Annotated in this window: 22 protein-coding genes; 12 read left to right on the top strand and 10 right to left on the bottom strand. The window is 60.7% G+C overall.

Features of this window, described 5'->3' with window-relative positions:
- The 4 genes from ACK59H_RS15735 to ACK59H_RS15720 all read left to right on the top strand — a co-directional run.
- The coding region (locus ACK59H_RS15735) for a FagA protein (RefSeq protein WP_409264619.1) at nucleotides 1–363 on the top strand (363 nt) is incomplete at its 5' end.
- A complete protein-coding gene (locus ACK59H_RS15730) occupies nucleotides 356–1,732 on the top strand; it encodes a class II fumarate hydratase (protein ID WP_060478767.1) in 1,377 nt (458 codons plus the stop codon). The genes ACK59H_RS15735 and ACK59H_RS15730, both read left to right, overlap by 8 nt.
- Before the next feature lie 87 nt (nucleotides 1,733–1,819).
- Nucleotides 1,820–2,431 carry a superoxide dismutase gene (locus ACK59H_RS15725; RefSeq protein WP_060478766.1) on the top strand — a complete coding sequence of 204 codons (612 nt, stop codon included), beginning with the start codon at nucleotides 1,820–1,822 and terminating at the stop codon, nucleotides 2,429–2,431.
- An 11-nt stretch (nucleotides 2,432–2,442) separates the two neighbouring features.
- On the top strand, nucleotides 2,443–2,565 hold the full coding sequence (locus ACK59H_RS15720; RefSeq protein WP_261744066.1) for a hypothetical protein: 123 nt from the start codon (nucleotides 2,443–2,445) through the stop codon (nucleotides 2,563–2,565).
- Between the two features lie 125 nt (nucleotides 2,566–2,690).
- Here ACK59H_RS15720 and ACK59H_RS15715 read toward each other — a convergent pair whose 3' ends face one another.
- The 10 genes from ACK59H_RS15715 to ACK59H_RS15670 all read right to left on the bottom strand — a co-directional run bounded on the left by ACK59H_RS15715 (nucleotide 2,691) and on the right by ACK59H_RS15670 (nucleotide 9,705).
- A complete protein-coding gene (locus tag ACK59H_RS15715; protein ID WP_060478765.1) occupies nucleotides 2,691–2,963 on the bottom strand; it encodes an HPr family phosphocarrier protein in 273 nt (90 codons plus the stop codon).
- Nucleotides 2,964–2,983: 20 nt separating this feature from the next.
- Nucleotides 2,984–3,838 (bottom strand): RNase adapter RapZ, encoded by an 855-nt coding sequence (gene rapZ, locus ACK59H_RS15710; protein WP_060478764.1) that lies wholly within the window; start codon nucleotides 3,836–3,838, stop codon nucleotides 2,984–2,986.
- A gap of 2 nt (nucleotides 3,839–3,840) precedes the next feature.
- Nucleotides 3,841–4,305 carry a PTS IIA-like nitrogen regulatory protein PtsN gene (gene ptsN / locus ACK59H_RS15705; protein ID WP_060478763.1) on the bottom strand — a complete coding sequence of 155 codons (465 nt, stop codon included), beginning with the start codon at nucleotides 4,303–4,305 and terminating at the stop codon, nucleotides 3,841–3,843.
- 12 nt (nucleotides 4,306–4,317) lie between these two features.
- Nucleotides 4,318–4,626: a ribosome hibernation-promoting factor, HPF/YfiA family gene (hpf, locus tag ACK59H_RS15700; protein ID WP_060478762.1), complete on the bottom strand. Its 309-nt coding sequence runs from the start codon at nucleotides 4,624–4,626 to the stop codon at nucleotides 4,318–4,320.
- A gap of 78 nt (nucleotides 4,627–4,704) precedes the next feature.
- Nucleotides 4,705–6,198: an RNA polymerase factor sigma-54 gene (locus ACK59H_RS15695; protein ID WP_060478761.1), complete on the bottom strand. Its 1,494-nt coding sequence runs from the start codon at nucleotides 6,196–6,198 to the stop codon at nucleotides 4,705–4,707.
- A gap of 174 nt (nucleotides 6,199–6,372) precedes the next feature.
- Nucleotides 6,373–7,098: an LPS export ABC transporter ATP-binding protein gene (gene lptB / locus ACK59H_RS15690; protein ID WP_060478760.1), complete on the bottom strand. Its 726-nt coding sequence runs from the start codon at nucleotides 7,096–7,098 to the stop codon at nucleotides 6,373–6,375.
- Nucleotides 7,099–7,623 (bottom strand): lipopolysaccharide transport periplasmic protein LptA, encoded by a 525-nt coding sequence (gene lptA / locus ACK59H_RS15685; protein ID WP_008092470.1) that lies wholly within the window; start codon nucleotides 7,621–7,623, stop codon nucleotides 7,099–7,101.
- The gene (gene lptC / locus ACK59H_RS15680; RefSeq protein ID WP_060478759.1) at nucleotides 7,610–8,182 is read right to left on the bottom strand and encodes an LPS export ABC transporter periplasmic protein LptC; all 573 of its coding nucleotides are present in this window, start codon (nucleotides 8,180–8,182) and stop codon (nucleotides 7,610–7,612) included. The genes lptA and lptC overlap by 14 nt, the downstream gene beginning before the upstream one ends.
- An 8-nt stretch (nucleotides 8,183–8,190) precedes the next feature.
- Nucleotides 8,191–8,715 carry an HAD family hydrolase gene (locus tag ACK59H_RS15675; protein WP_060478758.1) on the bottom strand — a complete coding sequence of 175 codons (525 nt, stop codon included), beginning with the start codon at nucleotides 8,713–8,715 and terminating at the stop codon, nucleotides 8,191–8,193.
- A 15-nt stretch (nucleotides 8,716–8,730) separates the two neighbouring features.
- Nucleotides 8,731–9,705, bottom strand: a complete 975-nt coding sequence (locus tag ACK59H_RS15670) for a KpsF/GutQ family sugar-phosphate isomerase (RefSeq protein WP_060478757.1) — start codon at nucleotides 9,703–9,705, stop codon at nucleotides 8,731–8,733.
- 245 nt (nucleotides 9,706–9,950) lie between these two features.
- Between ACK59H_RS15670 and ACK59H_RS15665 the strand changes: the two genes are divergently transcribed.
- The 8 genes from ACK59H_RS15665 to hisG all read left to right on the top strand — a co-directional run bounded on the left by ACK59H_RS15665 (nucleotide 9,951) and on the right by hisG (nucleotide 15,374).
- On the top strand, nucleotides 9,951–10,760 hold the full coding sequence (locus tag ACK59H_RS15665) for an ATP-binding cassette domain-containing protein (RefSeq protein ID WP_043213285.1): 810 nt from the start codon (nucleotides 9,951–9,953) through the stop codon (nucleotides 10,758–10,760).
- Complete coding sequence (gene mlaE, locus ACK59H_RS15660; protein WP_186477697.1) at nucleotides 10,760–11,557, top strand: lipid asymmetry maintenance ABC transporter permease subunit MlaE; 798 nt, start codon at nucleotides 10,760–10,762, stop codon at nucleotides 11,555–11,557. The genes ACK59H_RS15665 and mlaE overlap by 1 nt, the downstream gene beginning before the upstream one ends.
- Nucleotides 11,557–12,042 (top strand): outer membrane lipid asymmetry maintenance protein MlaD, encoded by a 486-nt coding sequence (gene mlaD / locus ACK59H_RS15655; protein ID WP_060478755.1) that lies wholly within the window; start codon nucleotides 11,557–11,559, stop codon nucleotides 12,040–12,042. Before mlaE ends, mlaD begins: the two co-directional genes overlap by 1 nt.
- 9 nt (nucleotides 12,043–12,051) lie before the next feature.
- Complete coding sequence (locus ACK59H_RS15650) at nucleotides 12,052–12,699, top strand: phospholipid-binding protein MlaC (RefSeq protein ID WP_060478754.1); 648 nt, start codon at nucleotides 12,052–12,054, stop codon at nucleotides 12,697–12,699.
- Nucleotides 12,696–12,998 (top strand): STAS domain-containing protein, encoded by a 303-nt coding sequence (locus ACK59H_RS15645; protein WP_060478753.1) that lies wholly within the window; start codon nucleotides 12,696–12,698, stop codon nucleotides 12,996–12,998. Before ACK59H_RS15650 ends, ACK59H_RS15645 begins: the two co-directional genes overlap by 4 nt.
- Before the next feature lie 118 nt (nucleotides 12,999–13,116).
- Nucleotides 13,117–13,356 carry a BolA family protein gene (locus tag ACK59H_RS15640; protein WP_003255121.1) on the top strand — a complete coding sequence of 80 codons (240 nt, stop codon included), beginning with the start codon at nucleotides 13,117–13,119 and terminating at the stop codon, nucleotides 13,354–13,356.
- Nucleotides 13,357–13,379: 23 nt separating this feature from the next.
- Nucleotides 13,380–14,645: a UDP-N-acetylglucosamine 1-carboxyvinyltransferase gene (murA, locus tag ACK59H_RS15635; protein ID WP_060478752.1), complete on the top strand. Its 1,266-nt coding sequence runs from the start codon at nucleotides 13,380–13,382 to the stop codon at nucleotides 14,643–14,645.
- 93 nt (nucleotides 14,646–14,738) lie between these two features.
- Nucleotides 14,739–15,374 (top strand): ATP phosphoribosyltransferase, encoded by a 636-nt coding sequence (gene hisG, locus ACK59H_RS15630; RefSeq protein ID WP_060478751.1) that lies wholly within the window; start codon nucleotides 14,739–14,741, stop codon nucleotides 15,372–15,374.
- Nucleotides 15,375–15,450: the final 76 nt, after the last annotated feature.

Below are 15,450 nucleotides of genomic sequence, written 5' to 3'. Positions count from 1 at the left end.
CTGGAAAACTGGCGCTGGCTCAGCCGGCGCATTCGCTGCGCCCTCGAACCCAACGAGCCGCGCCTGATCGAACACTACCTGGCCGAAGGGCGCTACCTGGTGTGCTGCACCGAAACTGCGCCATGGACCGTGGCATTGACATCGTTCCGCTTGCTGCTGGATACCGCCTGCGACCGCATGCTGCCTTGGCACTGGCGCTGCCTGTGCCTGGATCGGGCCTGGCGCCCGCTGCTCGACCTGCGCAAGCTGGACCGGCACGAGCAGAATCTACGGTGGCAGCCCTATGCCATGCAGTTGGCGAACTGCCAACTGCTGCCCTCGATTACCCCCGAAGAACTGATGCAAGGATTCGAACATGACTGAGACCCGTATCGAGCGTGACAGCATGGGCGAGCTGCAGGTGCCGGCCAAAGCCCTGTATGGCGCTCAAACCCAGCGCGCGGTCGACAACTTCCCGATCAGCGGCCAGCGAATGCCGGCCCAGTTCATTCGCGCGCTATTGCTGGCCAAGGCCGCCGCAGCCAAGGCCAACGTGCAATTGCAGCAGCTCTCACCGGGGCAGGGGCAGGCCATCGTTCAGGCGGTTGAGCAGCTGCTGGCAGAGGATTTCATTGAGCACTTCCCGGTGGATGTGTTCCAGACCGGCTCCGGCACTAGTTCGAACATGAATGCCAACGAAGTGATTGCTACCCTGGCCAGTCGCATCCTTGGGGAGCCGGTCAATGCCAATGACCATGTCAACTGTGGCCAAAGCAGCAATGACATCATTCCCACCACCATCCACGTCAGCGCGGCGCTAGCTTTGCACGAGCAACTGTTGCCGGCGTTGAGTCATCTGATTGAAGTGATCGAGGCCAAGTCAGCGCAGGTACATCGCTACGTGAAAACTGGCCGAACTCACCTGATGGATGCCATGCCAGTGCGCATGAGCCAGGTACTTGATGGCTGGGCAGCACAGATCAACGGCGCGAAAGCGCATATCCAGGCAACCTTGCCGAGCCTGCAGGCCCTAGCGCAAGGCGGCACCGCCGTAGGCACAGGGATCAATGCCCATCCGCAGTTCGCCGCGGTGTTCGCGCGTCAGTTGAGCGATATCGCCAAGGTCGAATTCACGCCTGGGCGTAATCTGTTCGCCCTGATTGGCTCCCAAGACACCGTCGTTGCCCTCTCAGGGCAACTCAAGACAACTGCGGTCGCGTTGATGAAGATCGCCAACGATCTGCGCTGGATGAATTCAGGCCCGTTGGCTGGCCTGGGTGAAATCGAATTGCAGGGCTTGCAGCCCGGCTCCTCGATCATGCCTGGTAAGGTCAACCCGGTAATCCCGGAAGCCACTGCCATGGTCGCCGCCCAGGTGATCGGCAATGACGCCACCATCGCTGTGGCAGGCCAGTCGGGTAACTTCGAGCTCAACGTCATGCTGCCGGTCATCGCTCGCAACCTGTTGGAAAGCATCGAGCTGATGGCCAATGCCAGCCGCCTGCTGGCGGACAAGGCGATCGCCAGTTTCAAGGTCAACGAAGCCCAGCTCAAGCAGGCCCTGGCTCGCAATCCGATCCTGGTCACCGCGCTGAACCCCATCATCGGCTATCTCAAGGCCGCAGAAATCGCCAAGTCTGCTTATCAGCAAGGTCGCCCGATCATCGATGTGGCGCTGGAACACACCGACCTCTCCCGCGATCAACTCGAGGCGTTGCTGGACCCAGAAAAACTGACCGCCGGCGGTATCTGACACGCCACAGGCACCGCGCTGGGGCCTGCAAGCTTGCTGGCGGGTCAGGCAGCGGTGCGCTTGCTCTTAACAAAGGAGTCCATTGATATGCTGCATACCCTGCCACCTTTGCCTTACGCCTATGATGCCCTGGAACCGCACATCGACGCGCAGACCATGGAGATTCACCATACAAAGCACCACCAGACTTACGTCAATGGTCTGAACGCCGCCCTCGAGGGCACCGAGTGGGCGCAATGGCCAGCCGAGAAGCTAGTCGGTGCGGTCAAGCAACTGCCCGAGAACCTGCGCGGCGCGGTCACCAATCATGGCGGCGGTCATGTCAACCACAGCTTGTTCTGGACGATCATGTCTGCCCAGGGTGGTGGGTTGCCACAAGGCCAGCTGGCCCGTGCCATTGACGCCGAGCTTGGGGGTTACCAAGCGTTCCAGGAGGCCTTCACCAAGGCCGCCCTGACCCGGTTCGGCAGTGGCTGGGCGTGGCTCAGCGTAACGCCACAGAACACGTTGATAGTTGAGAGCAGCGGTAATCAGGATAGCCCCCTGATGCACGGTAATACGCCGATTCTCGGGCTTGATGTGTGGGAGCACGCCTATTACCTGAAGTATCAAAATCGCAGGCCTGAATACATAGGGGCGTTCTACAACGTGATTGACTGGCCGCAAGTGGAGCGCCGCTATCTCGAAGCCTTGAAGTGAAGCGACCTGGCATGCGCGCTACAGTGATGGCCCTTGGCGGTGTCCGTCTGCTGCGCTTGGCGTTGGGTGTATTGCTGCTGGTAGCCGGTAGTGCGTTACTACTGGCCCGGGGCATGGCCTGGTTAGGCGTTTAGCCGATCGCGATCATCGCCCATGACGTACTCGAGGTTTGCTTGGTGTGTAAGCAGGGGGGCGGGATACCCGATGCCGATCGCCAGACGATAGGTTCCCTTGCAGGACGTCGCAAGCCCCGGGTACTTCACTCACCTTCGTCGAAGTAGTTGTTGATCAGTGCAACCAACGCTTCCAGCGCATCGTTATCCTGTTCACCCTCGGTGTGCAGGTGCACCTGCGTGCCTTTGCCTGCAGCCAGCATCATCACCGCCATGATGCTCTTGCCGTCGACCAGTTTGTCAGGCGCACGGCCGACACGGACCTGGCAGGGGTATTTGCCGGCCACACCGACGAATTTGGCTGCCGCCCGGGCATGCAGGCCCAGCTTATTGATGATGGTAATTTCGCGGGCGGGCATGGTGCGGTAGATCCTGTGGGCTAGAGGTCGCGGTGGCGAACCTGGACGTTTTTCAGTGATTGCTGCAGCAGTTGGCCCAGGCGCTCGGTAATGTACACCGAGCGATGATGGCCCCCGGTGCAACCAATGGCGATGGTGACATAGGCGCGGTTGCTGGCCGCGAAGCGTGGCAACCATTTGAGCAGATAGCTGGAAATGTCGCTGAACATTTCTTCGACGTCTGGCTGTGCGGTCAGGTAATCGATGACCGGTTGTTCCAGGCCGGAGTGTTCGCGAAGCTCGGGTTTCCAGTAGGGGTTGGGTAGGCAGCGAACGTCGAAAACCAGGTCGGCATCGACCGGCATCCCACGTTTGAAGCCAAATGACTCGACCAGAAATGCAGTACCCGGCTCCGGTTGGTTGAGCAGGCGCAGTTTGATCGAGTCGCGCAGTTGATAGAGGTTAAGGCTGGTGGTGTCGATCTTCAGATCGGCAAGGTCAGCGATAGGCCCAAGCAGCTCGCTTTCGACCCGGATCGCTTCGGCCAGCGAGCGATCGGCATTGGTCAGTGGATGGCGGCGGCGGGTTTCCGAGAAACGCTTGAGCAACGTGTCTTCGTCGGCGTCTAGATACAAGACATCGCACTGAATGTGACGCCCACGAGCATCGGCCAACAGTTCAGGGAAGCGGGACAGGTGGCTTGGCAGATTGCGCGCGTCGATCGACACTGCCACCTTCGGCTGCAGTAACTCGGTGTTGATCAGCGCATTTTCGGCCAGCTGCGGTAACAGGCCGGCAGGTAGGTTGTCGATGCAATAGAAGCCATTGTCTTCCAGCACATCCAGGGCGGTGCTCTTGCCGGAGCCGGAACGGCCGCTGACGATGATCAGGCGCATGTTCAGTGCTCGTTTTGTGCGTCCAGGACAACCTGGTACAGGGCCTCGCTGCTGCCGGCGGCGCGCAGCCGATCGCGAACCTCCTTGCGATCAAGCATGCTGGCGATCTGGCGCAGCAACTCAAGGTGTGCGTCGGTGGCTGCCTCAGGCACCAGCAGCACGAACAGCAGATCCACCGGGGCGCCATCGATTGCGTCATAGTCGATGGGCGCATCCAGATGCAACAAGGCACTCACCGGGGAAGAGCAGCCTGGAAGCCGGCAATGCGGGATGGCGATGCCATTGCCAAAGCCGGTCGAACCCAGTTTTTCGCGACCGATGAGCTTTTCGAAGACGTCTTGCATCTCAAGTTCGGGAACTTGTTCGGCGATCAGGTTGGCGACCTTTTCCAGGGCGCGCTTCTTACTGCCGCCCGGCACGTTCACGAGGGAACGGCCGGGGGTCAGGATGGTTTCAAGTCGGATCATGGATGAGAGGGATCAGCGAGCGGCTGCACCTTGCAGCAGGCTTTGCTGTTTTTCCTTGTGTTTTTTCAGTTGGCGGTCGAGCTTGTCGGCCAAGGCATCGATTGCTGCATACATGTCTTCGTGTTCGGCGTTGGCAACCACTTCACCGCCTGGAATCTGCAAGGTCGCTTCGACCTTTTGCTGCAGCTTCTCGACTTTCATGATGACCTGCACGTTGGTGATCTTGTCGAAGTGACTCTCCACGCGAGCGAGCTTTTCGAGCACATATTCACGCAGTGGCTGGGTGACTTCTACATGCTGTCCACTGATATTGACTTGCATACAGCTTCTCCTTTGTTGCCCGTGCATAAAGAGGCAGGACTTGCACCTGCCCCACAAACGCTATGGCTCAACCAGGCGCTACATCAGTCGCTTGCGCTCGCTCGACGGTGCGATGCCGAGAGACTCGCGGTACTTGGCGACGGTGCGACGGGCTACCTGGATGCCTTGTGCCTCCAGTAAACCAGCGATCTTGCTGTCACTCAATGGCTTTTTCTGATTTTCCGCCGCAACCAGTTTTTTGATGATCGCGCGGATAGCCGTGGACGAGCATTCTCCGCCTTCGGCGGTGCTGACGTGGCTTGAGAAAAAGTATTTCAGTTCGTAGATGCCGCGCGGGGTGTGCATGAACTTCTGCGTGGTCACCCGCGAAATGGTCGACTCGTGCATGCCCACTGCTTCGGCGATGTCGTGCAGGACCAGCGGTTTCATCGCTTCGTCGCCGTGGTCGAGGAACCCGCGTTGATGCTCGACGATCTGGGTGGCGACCTTCATCAGCGTTTCGTTGCGGCTTTGCAAACTCTTGATGAACCAGCGCGCCTCTTGTAGCTGGTTGCGCATGAACGTGTTGTCAGCGCTGGTATCGGCGCGGCGCACGAAGCCGGCGTATTGCGGGTTCACGCGCAGGCGCGGGATGGCTTCCTGGTTCAGTTCCACCAGCCAGCGTTCGCTGTCCTTGCGCACGATCACGTCGGGTACCACGTATTCCGGCTCGCTCGACTCGATCTGCGAGCCCGGGCGCGGGTTGAGGCTCTGCACCAGCTCTATCACCTGACGCAGCTCGTCTTCCTTGAGCTTCATGCGGCGCATCAGTTGGCTGTAATCGCGGCTGCCGAGCAGGTCTATGAAGTCGGTCACCAGGCGCTGGGCTTCGCTCATCCACGGTGTGCTGGCCGGCAGTTGGCGCAATTGCAGCAGCAGGCACTCGCCCAACGTGCGGGCAGCGACGCCGGCCGGTTCGAATTGCTGGATGCGGTGCAGCACTGCTTCGACTTCGTCGAGCTCGATGTCCAGCTCTGGGTCGAAGCCTGCGCAGATTTCTTCGAGGGTATCTTCCAGGTAGCCCTGGTTATTGATGCTGTCGATCAGCGTGACAGCTATCAGGCGGTCAGTATCGGACATCGGGGCCAGGTTCAGCTGCCACAGCAGGTGGCTCTGCAGGCTTTCGCCGGCCGATGTTCGGGTAGTGAAATCCCACTCGTCGTCATCATTGCTTGGCAGGCTGCTGGCGCTGGTCTGGTAGATATCTTCCCAGGCGGTGTCGACCGGCAACTCGTTGGGGATTCGCTCGTTCCACTCTCCGTCTTCCAGATTTTCGGCACTGCTGGTGCTTTCCTGGAAGCTAGTCTCCTGAACTTCGGCGGCCGGCTTGTTCTCGGCGTTGTCCGCCATGGGGTCGCTGTTGTCGAAATCGTCGCCGTCTTCCTGACGTTCGAGCATGGGGTTGGATTCCAGCGCCTCCTGGATTTCCTGTTGGAGGTCCAGGGTGGAGAGCTGAAGCAGACGGATGGCCTGTTGCAACTGCGGGGTCATCGTCAGTTGCTGGCCCATTTTTAGGACGAGCGATGGTTTCATGGCTGGGGCTTAATACCTTGTTCGCCGGCGCGCATGCGCCATCCACTACACGAGGGCGCCGGGGCGCCAAATCAAGCAAGTTTTATGCCTTAAAATGTAGCGTTTGCCTAGAGCGCTGTAACAACTTAAGCCCCCACTGGGGCACAGTGCCAGTGCTCCAGGCAGAACCTGCGGTCAGAGTCGGAACTCGTGACCCAGGTAAACCTCTTTGACCAAGTCGTTGGCCAGAATGGTCTCGGCGTCACCCTCGGCGATCAGTTGACCGTCATTGACGATGTAGGCGGTCTCGCAGATATCCAGGGTTTCACGCACGTTGTGGTCGGTGATCAGCACCCCGATACCCTTGGCTTTGAGGTGATGAATGATCTGCTTGATGTCGCCCACGGAGATCGGGTCTACACCGGCGAACGGTTCGTCCAGCAGGATGAACTTAGGCGCAGTGGCCAGGGCGCGGGCGATTTCCACCCTTCGGCGTTCACCGCCGGACAGGCTCATGCCGAGGTTGTCGCGGATGTGGCTGATGTGGAATTCCTGGAGCAGGCTTTCCAGCTCTTTGCGCCGGCCCTCGCGGTCGATGTCCTTGCGGGTCTCGAGGATGGCCATGATGTTGTCGGCCACCGACAGCTTGCGGAAGATCGAAGCTTCCTGCGGCAGATAGCCGATGCCTGCACGGGCGCGCCCGTGCATGGGCTGGTGGCTGACATCGAGGGTGTCGATCAGCACGCGCCCCTGGTCGGCCTGCACCAGGCCCACGATCATGTAGAAGCAGGTGGTCTTGCCGGCGCCATTGGGGCCAAGCAGGCCGACGATCTGCCCGCTGTCGATCGACAGGCTGACATCACGTACCACTTGCCGGCCTTTGTAGCTCTTGGCCAGATGCTGGGCTTTGAGGGTTGCCATTTACTCGGCCTTCTTCTTAGGCTGGATCACCATGTCGATGCGCTGACGTGGCTGAGTCACGTTGCCACCGCGACCGGCGGTCGCAACCTGGGACTTGGTGTTGTAGACGATCTTCTCGCCCTCGGTGGTGTTGCCTTCGTTTTCGACCTTGGCGCGGTCAGTGAGGATAACCGTGTCTTTCTGCGCCTGGTACTGGATGGTCACCGCCCACCCCTTCATCTTGTCGGGCTTGGCCGTACTCTGCTGCTGTTCGAAATACGCCAGGTTGCCCACCGAAGTTACCACGTCGATGTCGCCATTGGCGGCGCGGGTCATGGTGACGGTGTTGCCTTTGATCATCATCGAGCCCTGGGTGATGATCACATCGCCGGTGTAGGTGGCCACGCCTTGCTTGTCGTCCAGGTGCGCGTTGTCGGCCTGGATACGGATAGGCTGGTCACGGTCGGTCGGCAGGGCGAAGGCGCTCGCGCTTCCCAGTGCTGCGCTCAGGCTGAGCAAAAGGGGGAGGGTTTTAACGAGCCTCATACTGTCCTCTTACGTTAGAGAGCAAGTCGATCTTGCTTTCTTTCAAATACGCTTTCATTCCCTTGCCTGTGGTTGTGCCACCGGCGCCGTCGATTCTAACGGCTTGCTCGGTCTGCGCATATTGCTTCTGTGGGAATACGGTCATGCGCGAGCTGGTGATGATGGTATCGCGCTGTTTTTCGTCGGTGCGGGCAATGCGCACGTTATCGATCAGTTCGACTTCGCTGCCGTCAGGGTTGACCTCGGCGCGAACGCTCTGCACATGCCATGGGTACTGGGTACCGCGGTACATGTGCAGGTCTGGCGTGGTCACCAGAGTGACCTCGCTGGCCTTGAGGTGTTCGACTTTGTCGGCAGTCATTTCGTACTGCAGTTTGCCGTCTGGCAGAAACTGCACGCTATGGGCGTTGATCGCATAGTAGTCGATGGCGCTTTCGTCGACCTGCGCCGCTGGCTCTTCCAGGAAGCGCTCGGGGCTGACATTCCAGTAACCGACGGCCGCCAGCAGCGCGGCAATGACCACGAACAGCGCGATGTTGCGGGCTTTCTTGCTGAGCATGGGCAGCCTTAAAGGTAGTTGGCGTTGGCAGCGTCCAGGGTGCCCTGGGCCTGCATGATCAGTTCACAGAACTCGCGAGCGGCGCCTTCACCGCCGAGTGCCTCGGTCACGCCATGGGCGTGCTGACGCACGAAAGGTGCAGCATTGGCCACTGCCATGCCCAACCCAACCCGGCGAATGACCGGCAGGTCCGGAAGGTCGTCGCCCAGGTAGGCGACCTGCTCATAGCTTAGGCCCAGTTCGGCAAGCAGGCCGTCGAGCACCACCAGTTTGTCCTCGCGGCCCTGGTACAGGTGCGGTATGCCGAGGTTCCTGGCGCGGCGCTCGACCACCGGGGTCTTGCGCCCGCTGATGATGGCGGTGGTCACGCCCGATGCCATGAGCATCTTGATGCCATGGCCGTCGAGGGTGTTGAAGGTCTTGAATTCGCTGCCGTCTTCGAGGAAATACAAGCGCCCATCGGTGAGCACCCCGTCCACATCGAACACGGCGAGTTTGATGGCCTTGCCACGCTGCATCAGGTTCTGGTTCATCGTCATCGCTCCCGGTTACATCACCCCTGCGCGCAGCAGGTCATGCATGTTCAAAGCGCCGGTCGGTCGGTCGTTGCCGTCGACCACCACCAAGGCGCTGATCTTGTGATCTTCCATGATCTTCAGCGCTTCGGCGGCGAGCATCTCGGCGCGGGCGGTCTTGCCGTGTACGGTCATCACTTCGTCGATCAGCGCGGTATGCACGTCGATGTTGCGGTCCAGGCTGCGGCGCAGGTCGCCGTCGGTGAAAATCCCTGCCAGGCTGCCGTCCTGCTCGAGCACCACGGTCATGCCCAGGCCTTTGCGGGACATTTCCAGCAGCGCATGCTTGAGCAGTGTACCGCGCTTGACCTGTGGCAGCTCGTCGCCCGCATGCATGACGTTCTCGACCTTGAGCAGCAGGCGGCGGCCCAGGGCGCCGCCTGGGTGCGAGAAGGCGAAATCTTCAGCGGTGAACCCGCGCGCTTCGAGCAGGGCGATGGCCAGGGCGTCGCCCAGCACCAGCGCGGCAGTGGTGGAGGAGGTTGGTGCCAGGTTGAGCGGGCAGGCTTCGTGGGCGACCCGCGCATCAAGGTTGACCTCGGCAGCCTGGGCCAATGGTGAGTCCGGGTTGCCGGTAAGGCTGATCATCTTGATGCCAAGGCGCTTGATCAGCGGCAGCAGGGTCACGATTTCGCTCGTGCTGCCGGAATTGGACAAGGCCAGGATCACATCGTCCTGGGTGATCATGCCCATGTCGCCGTGGCTGGCCTCGGCCGGGTGCACGAAGAAAGCAGGCGTGCCAGTGCTGGCCAGGGTGGCGGCGATCTTGTTGCCGATGTGCCCCGATTTGCCCATGCCGACTACAACCACTCGCCCGGTGCTGGCCAGGATCAGCTCGCAGGCCTTGACGAAGTTCGCGTCGATGCTGGTTGCCAGGCCTTGTATGGCCTCGAGTTCCAGGCGCAGTGTGCGCTGGGCGGACTGGATCAGCTCGTTGGATTGGCTCATGTAGAAAGCACTGCCTGATGAAAAGGCGGCGATTATAGCTGCAATGGAAGAAAGGCTCACCCACTCGATTGTCTGAACAATTGTCTGCAAACCCTGTCGCACCCCTGAATGACACGTTTCATGGCCTTGGGGCGCATGCCCAGCGGTGCTATAGTTCGCCGCTATTCGGCCTGCCGCGAGTGCATGTGTCTTCACGATGAAGGCCGGCGTCACTGAGTGCGAGGCTGCACTAGCAAGGAGTCTAGATGAGTGTGGATAGCGCCTACGCGGTCGAGTTGAAGGGGGTTACCTTCAAGCGCGGTTCGCGCAGCATTTTCAGCAATGTCGACATCCGTATCCCGCGTGGCAAAGTCACCGGGATCATGGGGCCGTCGGGTTGCGGCAAGACCACGCTGCTGCGCCTGATGGGCGCGCAGCTGAGGCCCTCGAGCGGTGAGGTCTGGGTAGCCGGGCAGAACCTGCCGAGCCTGTCGCGCAGCGATCTGTTCGACGCGCGCAAGCAGATGGGCGTGCTGTTCCAGAGCGGTGCGCTGTTCACCGACCTCGATGTGTTCGAGAACGTCGCATTTCCCTTGCGTGTGCATACCCAGCTTTCGGACGAAATGATCCGCGACATCGTGTTGATGAAGCTACAGGCCGTGGGTCTGCGCGGGGCTATCGACCTGATGCCGGACGAGCTCTCGGGTGGTATGAAGCGCCGTGTGGCACTGGCCCGGGCGATCGCTCTGGACCCGCAGATCCTCATGTATGATGAGCCGTTCGTCGGGCAGGACCCGATCGCCATGGGTGTGCTTGTGCGCCTGATCCGCCTGCTCAACGATGCCTTGGGCATTACCAGCATCGTGGTGTCTCACGACCTTGCCGAAACCGCCAGTATCGCGGATTACATCTATGTGGTCGGTGATGGCCAGGTGCTGGGCCAGGGCACGCCTGACGAACTGATGGGCTCGGATAACCCGCGCATTCGCCAATTCATGAAGGGCGACCCGGACGGCCCGGTTCCCTTCCATTTTCCTGCGCCTGACTACCGCGCCGATCTGCTGGGGGCGCGTTGATGCGCAGAAAATCCTTAATCGAACGTATTCGCCTGCTCGGGCGTTCGGCGATCGACGTGCTGGCTGTGCTCGGCCGCTCGTGCCTGTTCCTGTTCCATGCGCTGATTGGCCGTGGCGGTATCGGTGGCGGCTTCCAGTTGCTGACCAAGCAGCTGTACTCGGTAGGCGTGCTGTCGCTGGCGATCGTCGTGGTTTCCGGCATGTTCATCGGTATGGTGCTGGCCCTGCAGGGCTACAGCATCCTCACCAAGTACGGCTCGGAGCAGGCGGTGGGGCAGATGGTTGCCCTGACCCTGCTGCGTGAGCTCGGCCCGGTAGTCACTGCGTTGTTGTTCGCCGGCCGTGCAGGTTCTGCGCTGACTGCCGAAATCGGCAACATGAAGTCCACCGAGCAACTGTCGAGCCTGGAAATGATCGGCGTCGACCCGCTCAAGTACATCGTCGCACCGCGCCTGTGGGCGGGTTTCATCTCGTTGCCGCTGCTGGCGCTGATCTTCAGCGTGGTGGGCATCTGGGGTGGCTCCTGGGTGGCGGTCGACTGGCTGGGCGTTTATGAAGGCTCGTTCTGGGCCAACATGCAGAACAGCGTTTCCTTTACCGACGACGTGCTCAATGGGCTGATCAAGAGCCTGGTGTTCGCCTTCGTCACTACCTGGATTGCCGTTTTCCAGGGCTACGACTGCGAACCCACCTCAGAGGGGATCAGCCGTGCCACCACCAAGACCGTGGTCTACGCCTCGCTGGCAGTGCTGGGTCTGGACTTTATTCTGACCGCCTTGATGTTTGGAGATTTCTGATGCAAAACCGCACCCTGGAAATCGGTGTCGGCCTGTTCCTTCTGGCCGGGATCCTGGCGCTGCTGCTGCTGGCTCTGCGTGTCAGCGGGCTGTCGGCCAGCCCGACCAGCGATACCTATAAAGTTTATGCGTACTTCGACAATATCGCCGGTTTGACTGTCAGAGCTAAGGTGACCATGGCGGGTGTGACCATCGGCAAGGTCACCGCCATCGATCTGGACCGTGATTCCTTCACCGGCCGGGTTACGCTGCAGCTGGACAAGTCGGTGAACAATTTGCCGACCGATTCCACTGCCTCGATCCTGACCGCCGGTTTGCTTGGCGAGAAATACATCGGCATCAGTGTGGGCGGTGAAGAAGAGGTGCTCAAAGACGGCTCGACCATCCACGACACCCAGTCGGCGCTGGTGCTGGAAGATCTGATTGGCAAGTTCCTGCTCAATTCCGTTGGCAAGGAACCTAAAGAAGCACAACCGGCTAATTAAGGAGTATCCATGATTTCGATCCTGCGACGTGGCTTGCTGGTATTGCTGGCGGCCTTCCCTCTGATGGCGCTGGCCGCGCAATCGCCGCACGAGGTGGTGCAGAGCACCACCAACGAGCTACTGGGCGACCTGAAGGCCAACAAGGAGCAGTACAAAGCCAACCCCAACGCTTTCTACGACGCGCTGAACCGCATCCTTGGGCCGGTGGTGGATGCCGAGGGCATTTCCAAAAGCATCATGACCGTCAAGTATTCGCGCAAGGCAACGCCCGAGCAGATGCAGCGTTTTCAGGAGAACTTCAAGCGCAGCCTGATGCAGTTCTATGGCAACGCGCTGCTGGAGTACAACAACCAGGGCATCACCGTCGACCCGGCCAAGGCTGACGACGGCAAGCGCGCCAGTGTGGGTATGAAGGTCACCGGCAACAACGGTGCTGTGTACCCGGTGCAGTACACCCTGGAAAACCTCGGCGGCGAGTGGAAGGTACGTAACGTGATCGTCAACGGCATCAACGTCGGTAAGTTGTTCCGCGATCAGTTCGCCGATGCCATGCAGCGCAATGGCAACGACCTGGACAAGACCATCGATGGCTGGGCTGGCGAAGTGGCCAAGGCCAAGCAGACCGCCGAAACCTCGCCAGACAAGGCTGTTAAATGAGCCAGGCCGCTGTAACCATGGCCGAGCCGGGCGTGCTGCGCCTGGCTGGCGAGCTGGATTACCGCAGCGGGCCGGCCCTGCGCAAGCAGGGCAAGTCGTTGATCGAGCGTTGCCGTGAGGTCCGGCTGGTGCTGGATTGCTCGGCGGTGGTGCGCTCGACCAGCGTCGGCCTGTCGCTGCTGCTGGCCTTCATTCGTGACGCGCAGGCAGCCGGCAAGGCCTTCGAGGTGCGTGGGATGCCCGAAGACATGCGCGAAATCGCCGGGGTTTATGACCTCGACGAGGTGCTGGCAAACTGATGCTTTGGTGGTAAAGCGAGGCCCCTCGGTCGCGTGCCCTCTCGTTGGGCTTCGCAGGCGAGGGGCTTTTTTGTATGATGGCCGACCCGTGCGCATCGGGCGCCGATTGAGGTTGAGCATGCAGGCCGTAGAAGTTAAGAGCTTCCTTGAAGAAAAATTGCCCGGGTCCCGGGTCGAAGTTGAAGGCGAAGGCTGCAACTTCCAGTTGAACGTGATCAGCGACGAGTTGGCTGGCCTGAGCCCGGTCAAACGTCAGCAGGCGATCTACGCTCATCTGAATCCGTGGATCGCCAATGGCAGCATCCACGCGGTAACCATGAAATTTTTCAGCAGCGCAGCCTGGGCTGAGCGCACCTGAGCCAACGTGGCGGCGAGACTCCAATGGACAAACTGATTATTACTGGCGGCGCTCGTCTAGACGGCGAGATCCGCATTTCCGGCGCGAAGAACGCAGCCTTGCCGATCCTCGCGGCGACCCTGCTGGCCGATGGCCCTGTTACCGTCGGCAACCTGCCGCACCTGCACGACATCACCACCATGATCGAGCTGTTCGGGCGCATGGGCATCGAGCCTGTGATCGACGAAAAGCTGGCGGTGGAAATCGACCCCCGTACCATCAAGACCCTGGTAGCCCCCTACGAGCTGGTCAAGACCATGCGGGCCTCGATCCTGGTGCTCGGCCCGATGGTCGCTCGCTTCGGTGAGGCTGAAGTGGCACTGCCTGGTGGCTGCGCCATCGGCTCGCGTCCCGTCGACCTGCATATCCGCGGCCTGGAGGCCATGGGCGCAAACATCGAAGTCGAAGGCGGCTATATCAAGGCCAAGGCGCCTGAAGGCGGCCTGCGCGGCGCGCACTTCTTCTTCGACACCGTCAGCGTGACCGGTACCGAGAACATCATGATGGCCGCAGCCTTGGCCAAAGGCCGCAGCGTGCTGCAGAACGCCGCGCGCGAGCCTGAAGTGGTGGACCTTGCCAACTTCATCAATGCCATGGGTGGCAAGGTTCAGGGCGCAGGTACCGATACCATCACCATCGATGGCGTCGAGCGCCTGCATTCGGCCAGCTACCGTGTCATGCCCGACCGTATCGAGACGGGCACCTACCTGGTGGCTGCGGCCGTGACCGGTGGCCGGGTCAAGGTCAAGGATACCGACCCGACCATCCTTGAAGCAGTGCTGGAAAAACTCAAAGAAGCGGGCGCCGACCTCACCACCGGTGATGACTGGATCGAGCTGGACATGCACGGTAAGCGGCCGAAAGCCGTCAACCTGCGCACCGCCCCGTATCCGGCGTTCCCAACCGACATGCAGGCGCAGTTCATCTCGCTCAACGCCATCGCCGAAGGCACGGGTGCCGTGATCGAGACGATCTTCGAAAACCGCTTCATGCACGTGTACGAAATGCACCGCATGGGTGCGCAGATTCAGGTCGAAGGCAACACCGCGATCGTCACCGGTGTACCGGCCCTCAAAGGGGCCCCGGTGATGGCCACCGACTTGCGCGCCTCTGCGAGCCTGGTGCTGTCGGCACTGGTCGCCGAAGGCGATACGCTGATCGACCGTATCTACCACATCGACCGTGGATACGAGTGCATCGAAGAAAAACTGCAGATGCTCGGCGCGAAAATCCGCCGTGTACCGGGCTAGTTGCCCGCTGGCACAGGGATGTGCCATTCGAATTGAATGCGGTCGGGCGAGCGTCGCCCGGCCGGCAGTAGCCGCTTAAGGACCGACGTTCCAATGTTGACCATCGCGCTTTCCAAAGGCCGTATCCTCGACGATACCCTGCCATTGCTGGCCGAGGCCGGTATCGTGCCGACCGAGAACCCGGACAAGAGCCGCAAGCTGATCATCCCCACCACTCAGGATGACGTGCGCCTGCTGATCGTACGTGCTACCGATGTGCCGACCTACGTCGAGCATGGCGCTGCCGATCTCGGTGTGGCTGGCAAAGACGTGCTGATGGAGTACGGCGGCCAAGGCCTGTACGAGCCGCTGGACCTGCAGATTGCCCGCTGCAAGCTCATGACCGCCGGTGCGGTCGGTGCGCCCGAACCCAAGGGGCGTCTGCGCGTTGCTACCAAGTTCGTCAACGTAGCCAAGCGTTACTACGCCGAGCAAGGTCGCCAGGTCGATATCATCAAGCTGTACGGCTCGATGGAGCTGGCACCGCTGATCAACCTGGCCGACAAGATCATCGACGTGGTAGATACCGGCAATACCTTGCGTGCCAATGGCCTGGAGCCCCAGGAACTGATCGCCACCATCAGTTCGCGCCTGGTGGTGAACAAGGCATCGATGAAGATGCAGCACGCCCGCATCCAGAGCCTGATCGACACGCTGCGCCAAGCGGTCGAATCGCGACACCGCGGCTAAGTTCTGCGCGCGGCCTTAGCTGCCGCGCCCGTCTATCCGCGTCATAGCCATTTTTCTCGGGTGCCCGCGCGGATGG

Origin of the sequence: Pseudomonas sp. KCJK9000 (assembly GCF_046230725.1) — a bacterium.
In the GTDB taxonomy this organism is placed as follows: Bacteria; Pseudomonadota; Gammaproteobacteria; order Pseudomonadales; family Pseudomonadaceae; genus Aquipseudomonas; species Aquipseudomonas promysalinigenes.
Note: the sequence above shows the minus strand (reverse complement) of the source record. Positions and strands in the feature narration are given on the sequence as shown.

Excerpts from the sequence above, each read along its gene's own strand:
- ACK59H_RS15730 (WP_060478767.1), top strand. The coding sequence starts at position 356 with ATGACTGAGACCCGTATCGAGCGTGACAGCATGGGCGAGCTGCAGGTG.
- ACK59H_RS15725 (WP_060478766.1), top strand. The coding sequence starts at position 1,820 with ATGCTGCATACCCTGCCACCTTTGCCTTACGCCTATGATGCCCTGGAA.
- ACK59H_RS15720 (WP_261744066.1), top strand. The coding sequence starts at position 2,443 with ATGCGCGCTACAGTGATGGCCCTTGGCGGTGTCCGTCTGCTGCGCTTG.
- ACK59H_RS15715 (WP_060478765.1), bottom strand. The coding sequence starts at position 2,963 with ATGCCCGCCCGCGAAATTACCATCATCAATAAGCTGGGCCTGCATGCC.
- rapZ (WP_060478764.1), bottom strand. The coding sequence starts at position 3,838 with ATGCGCCTGATCATCGTCAGCGGCCGTTCCGGCTCCGGCAAGAGCACC.
- ptsN (WP_060478763.1), bottom strand. The coding sequence starts at position 4,305 with ATGATCCGACTTGAAACCATCCTGACCCCCGGCCGTTCCCTCGTGAAC.
- hpf (WP_060478762.1), bottom strand. The coding sequence starts at position 4,626 with ATGCAAGTCAATATCAGTGGACAGCATGTAGAAGTCACCCAGCCACTG.
- ACK59H_RS15695 (WP_060478761.1), bottom strand. The coding sequence starts at position 6,198 with ATGAAACCATCGCTCGTCCTAAAAATGGGCCAGCAACTGACGATGACC.
- lptB (WP_060478760.1), bottom strand. The coding sequence starts at position 7,098 with ATGGCAACCCTCAAAGCCCAGCATCTGGCCAAGAGCTACAAAGGCCGG.
- lptA (WP_008092470.1), bottom strand. The coding sequence starts at position 7,623 with ATGAGGCTCGTTAAAACCCTCCCCCTTTTGCTCAGCCTGAGCGCAGCA.
- lptC (WP_060478759.1), bottom strand. The coding sequence starts at position 8,182 with ATGCTCAGCAAGAAAGCCCGCAACATCGCGCTGTTCGTGGTCATTGCC.
- ACK59H_RS15675 (WP_060478758.1), bottom strand. The coding sequence starts at position 8,715 with ATGAACCAGAACCTGATGCAGCGTGGCAAGGCCATCAAACTCGCCGTG.
- ACK59H_RS15670 (WP_060478757.1), bottom strand. The coding sequence starts at position 9,705 with ATGAGCCAATCCAACGAGCTGATCCAGTCCGCCCAGCGCACACTGCGC.
- ACK59H_RS15665 (WP_043213285.1), top strand. The coding sequence starts at position 9,951 with ATGAGTGTGGATAGCGCCTACGCGGTCGAGTTGAAGGGGGTTACCTTC.
- mlaE (WP_186477697.1), top strand. The coding sequence starts at position 10,760 with ATGCGCAGAAAATCCTTAATCGAACGTATTCGCCTGCTCGGGCGTTCG.
- mlaD (WP_060478755.1), top strand. The coding sequence starts at position 11,557 with ATGCAAAACCGCACCCTGGAAATCGGTGTCGGCCTGTTCCTTCTGGCC.
- ACK59H_RS15650 (WP_060478754.1), top strand. The coding sequence starts at position 12,052 with ATGATTTCGATCCTGCGACGTGGCTTGCTGGTATTGCTGGCGGCCTTC.
- ACK59H_RS15645 (WP_060478753.1), top strand. The coding sequence starts at position 12,696 with ATGAGCCAGGCCGCTGTAACCATGGCCGAGCCGGGCGTGCTGCGCCTG.
- ACK59H_RS15640 (WP_003255121.1), top strand. The coding sequence starts at position 13,117 with ATGCAGGCCGTAGAAGTTAAGAGCTTCCTTGAAGAAAAATTGCCCGGG.
- murA (WP_060478752.1), top strand. The coding sequence starts at position 13,380 with ATGGACAAACTGATTATTACTGGCGGCGCTCGTCTAGACGGCGAGATC.
- hisG (WP_060478751.1), top strand. The coding sequence starts at position 14,739 with ATGTTGACCATCGCGCTTTCCAAAGGCCGTATCCTCGACGATACCCTG.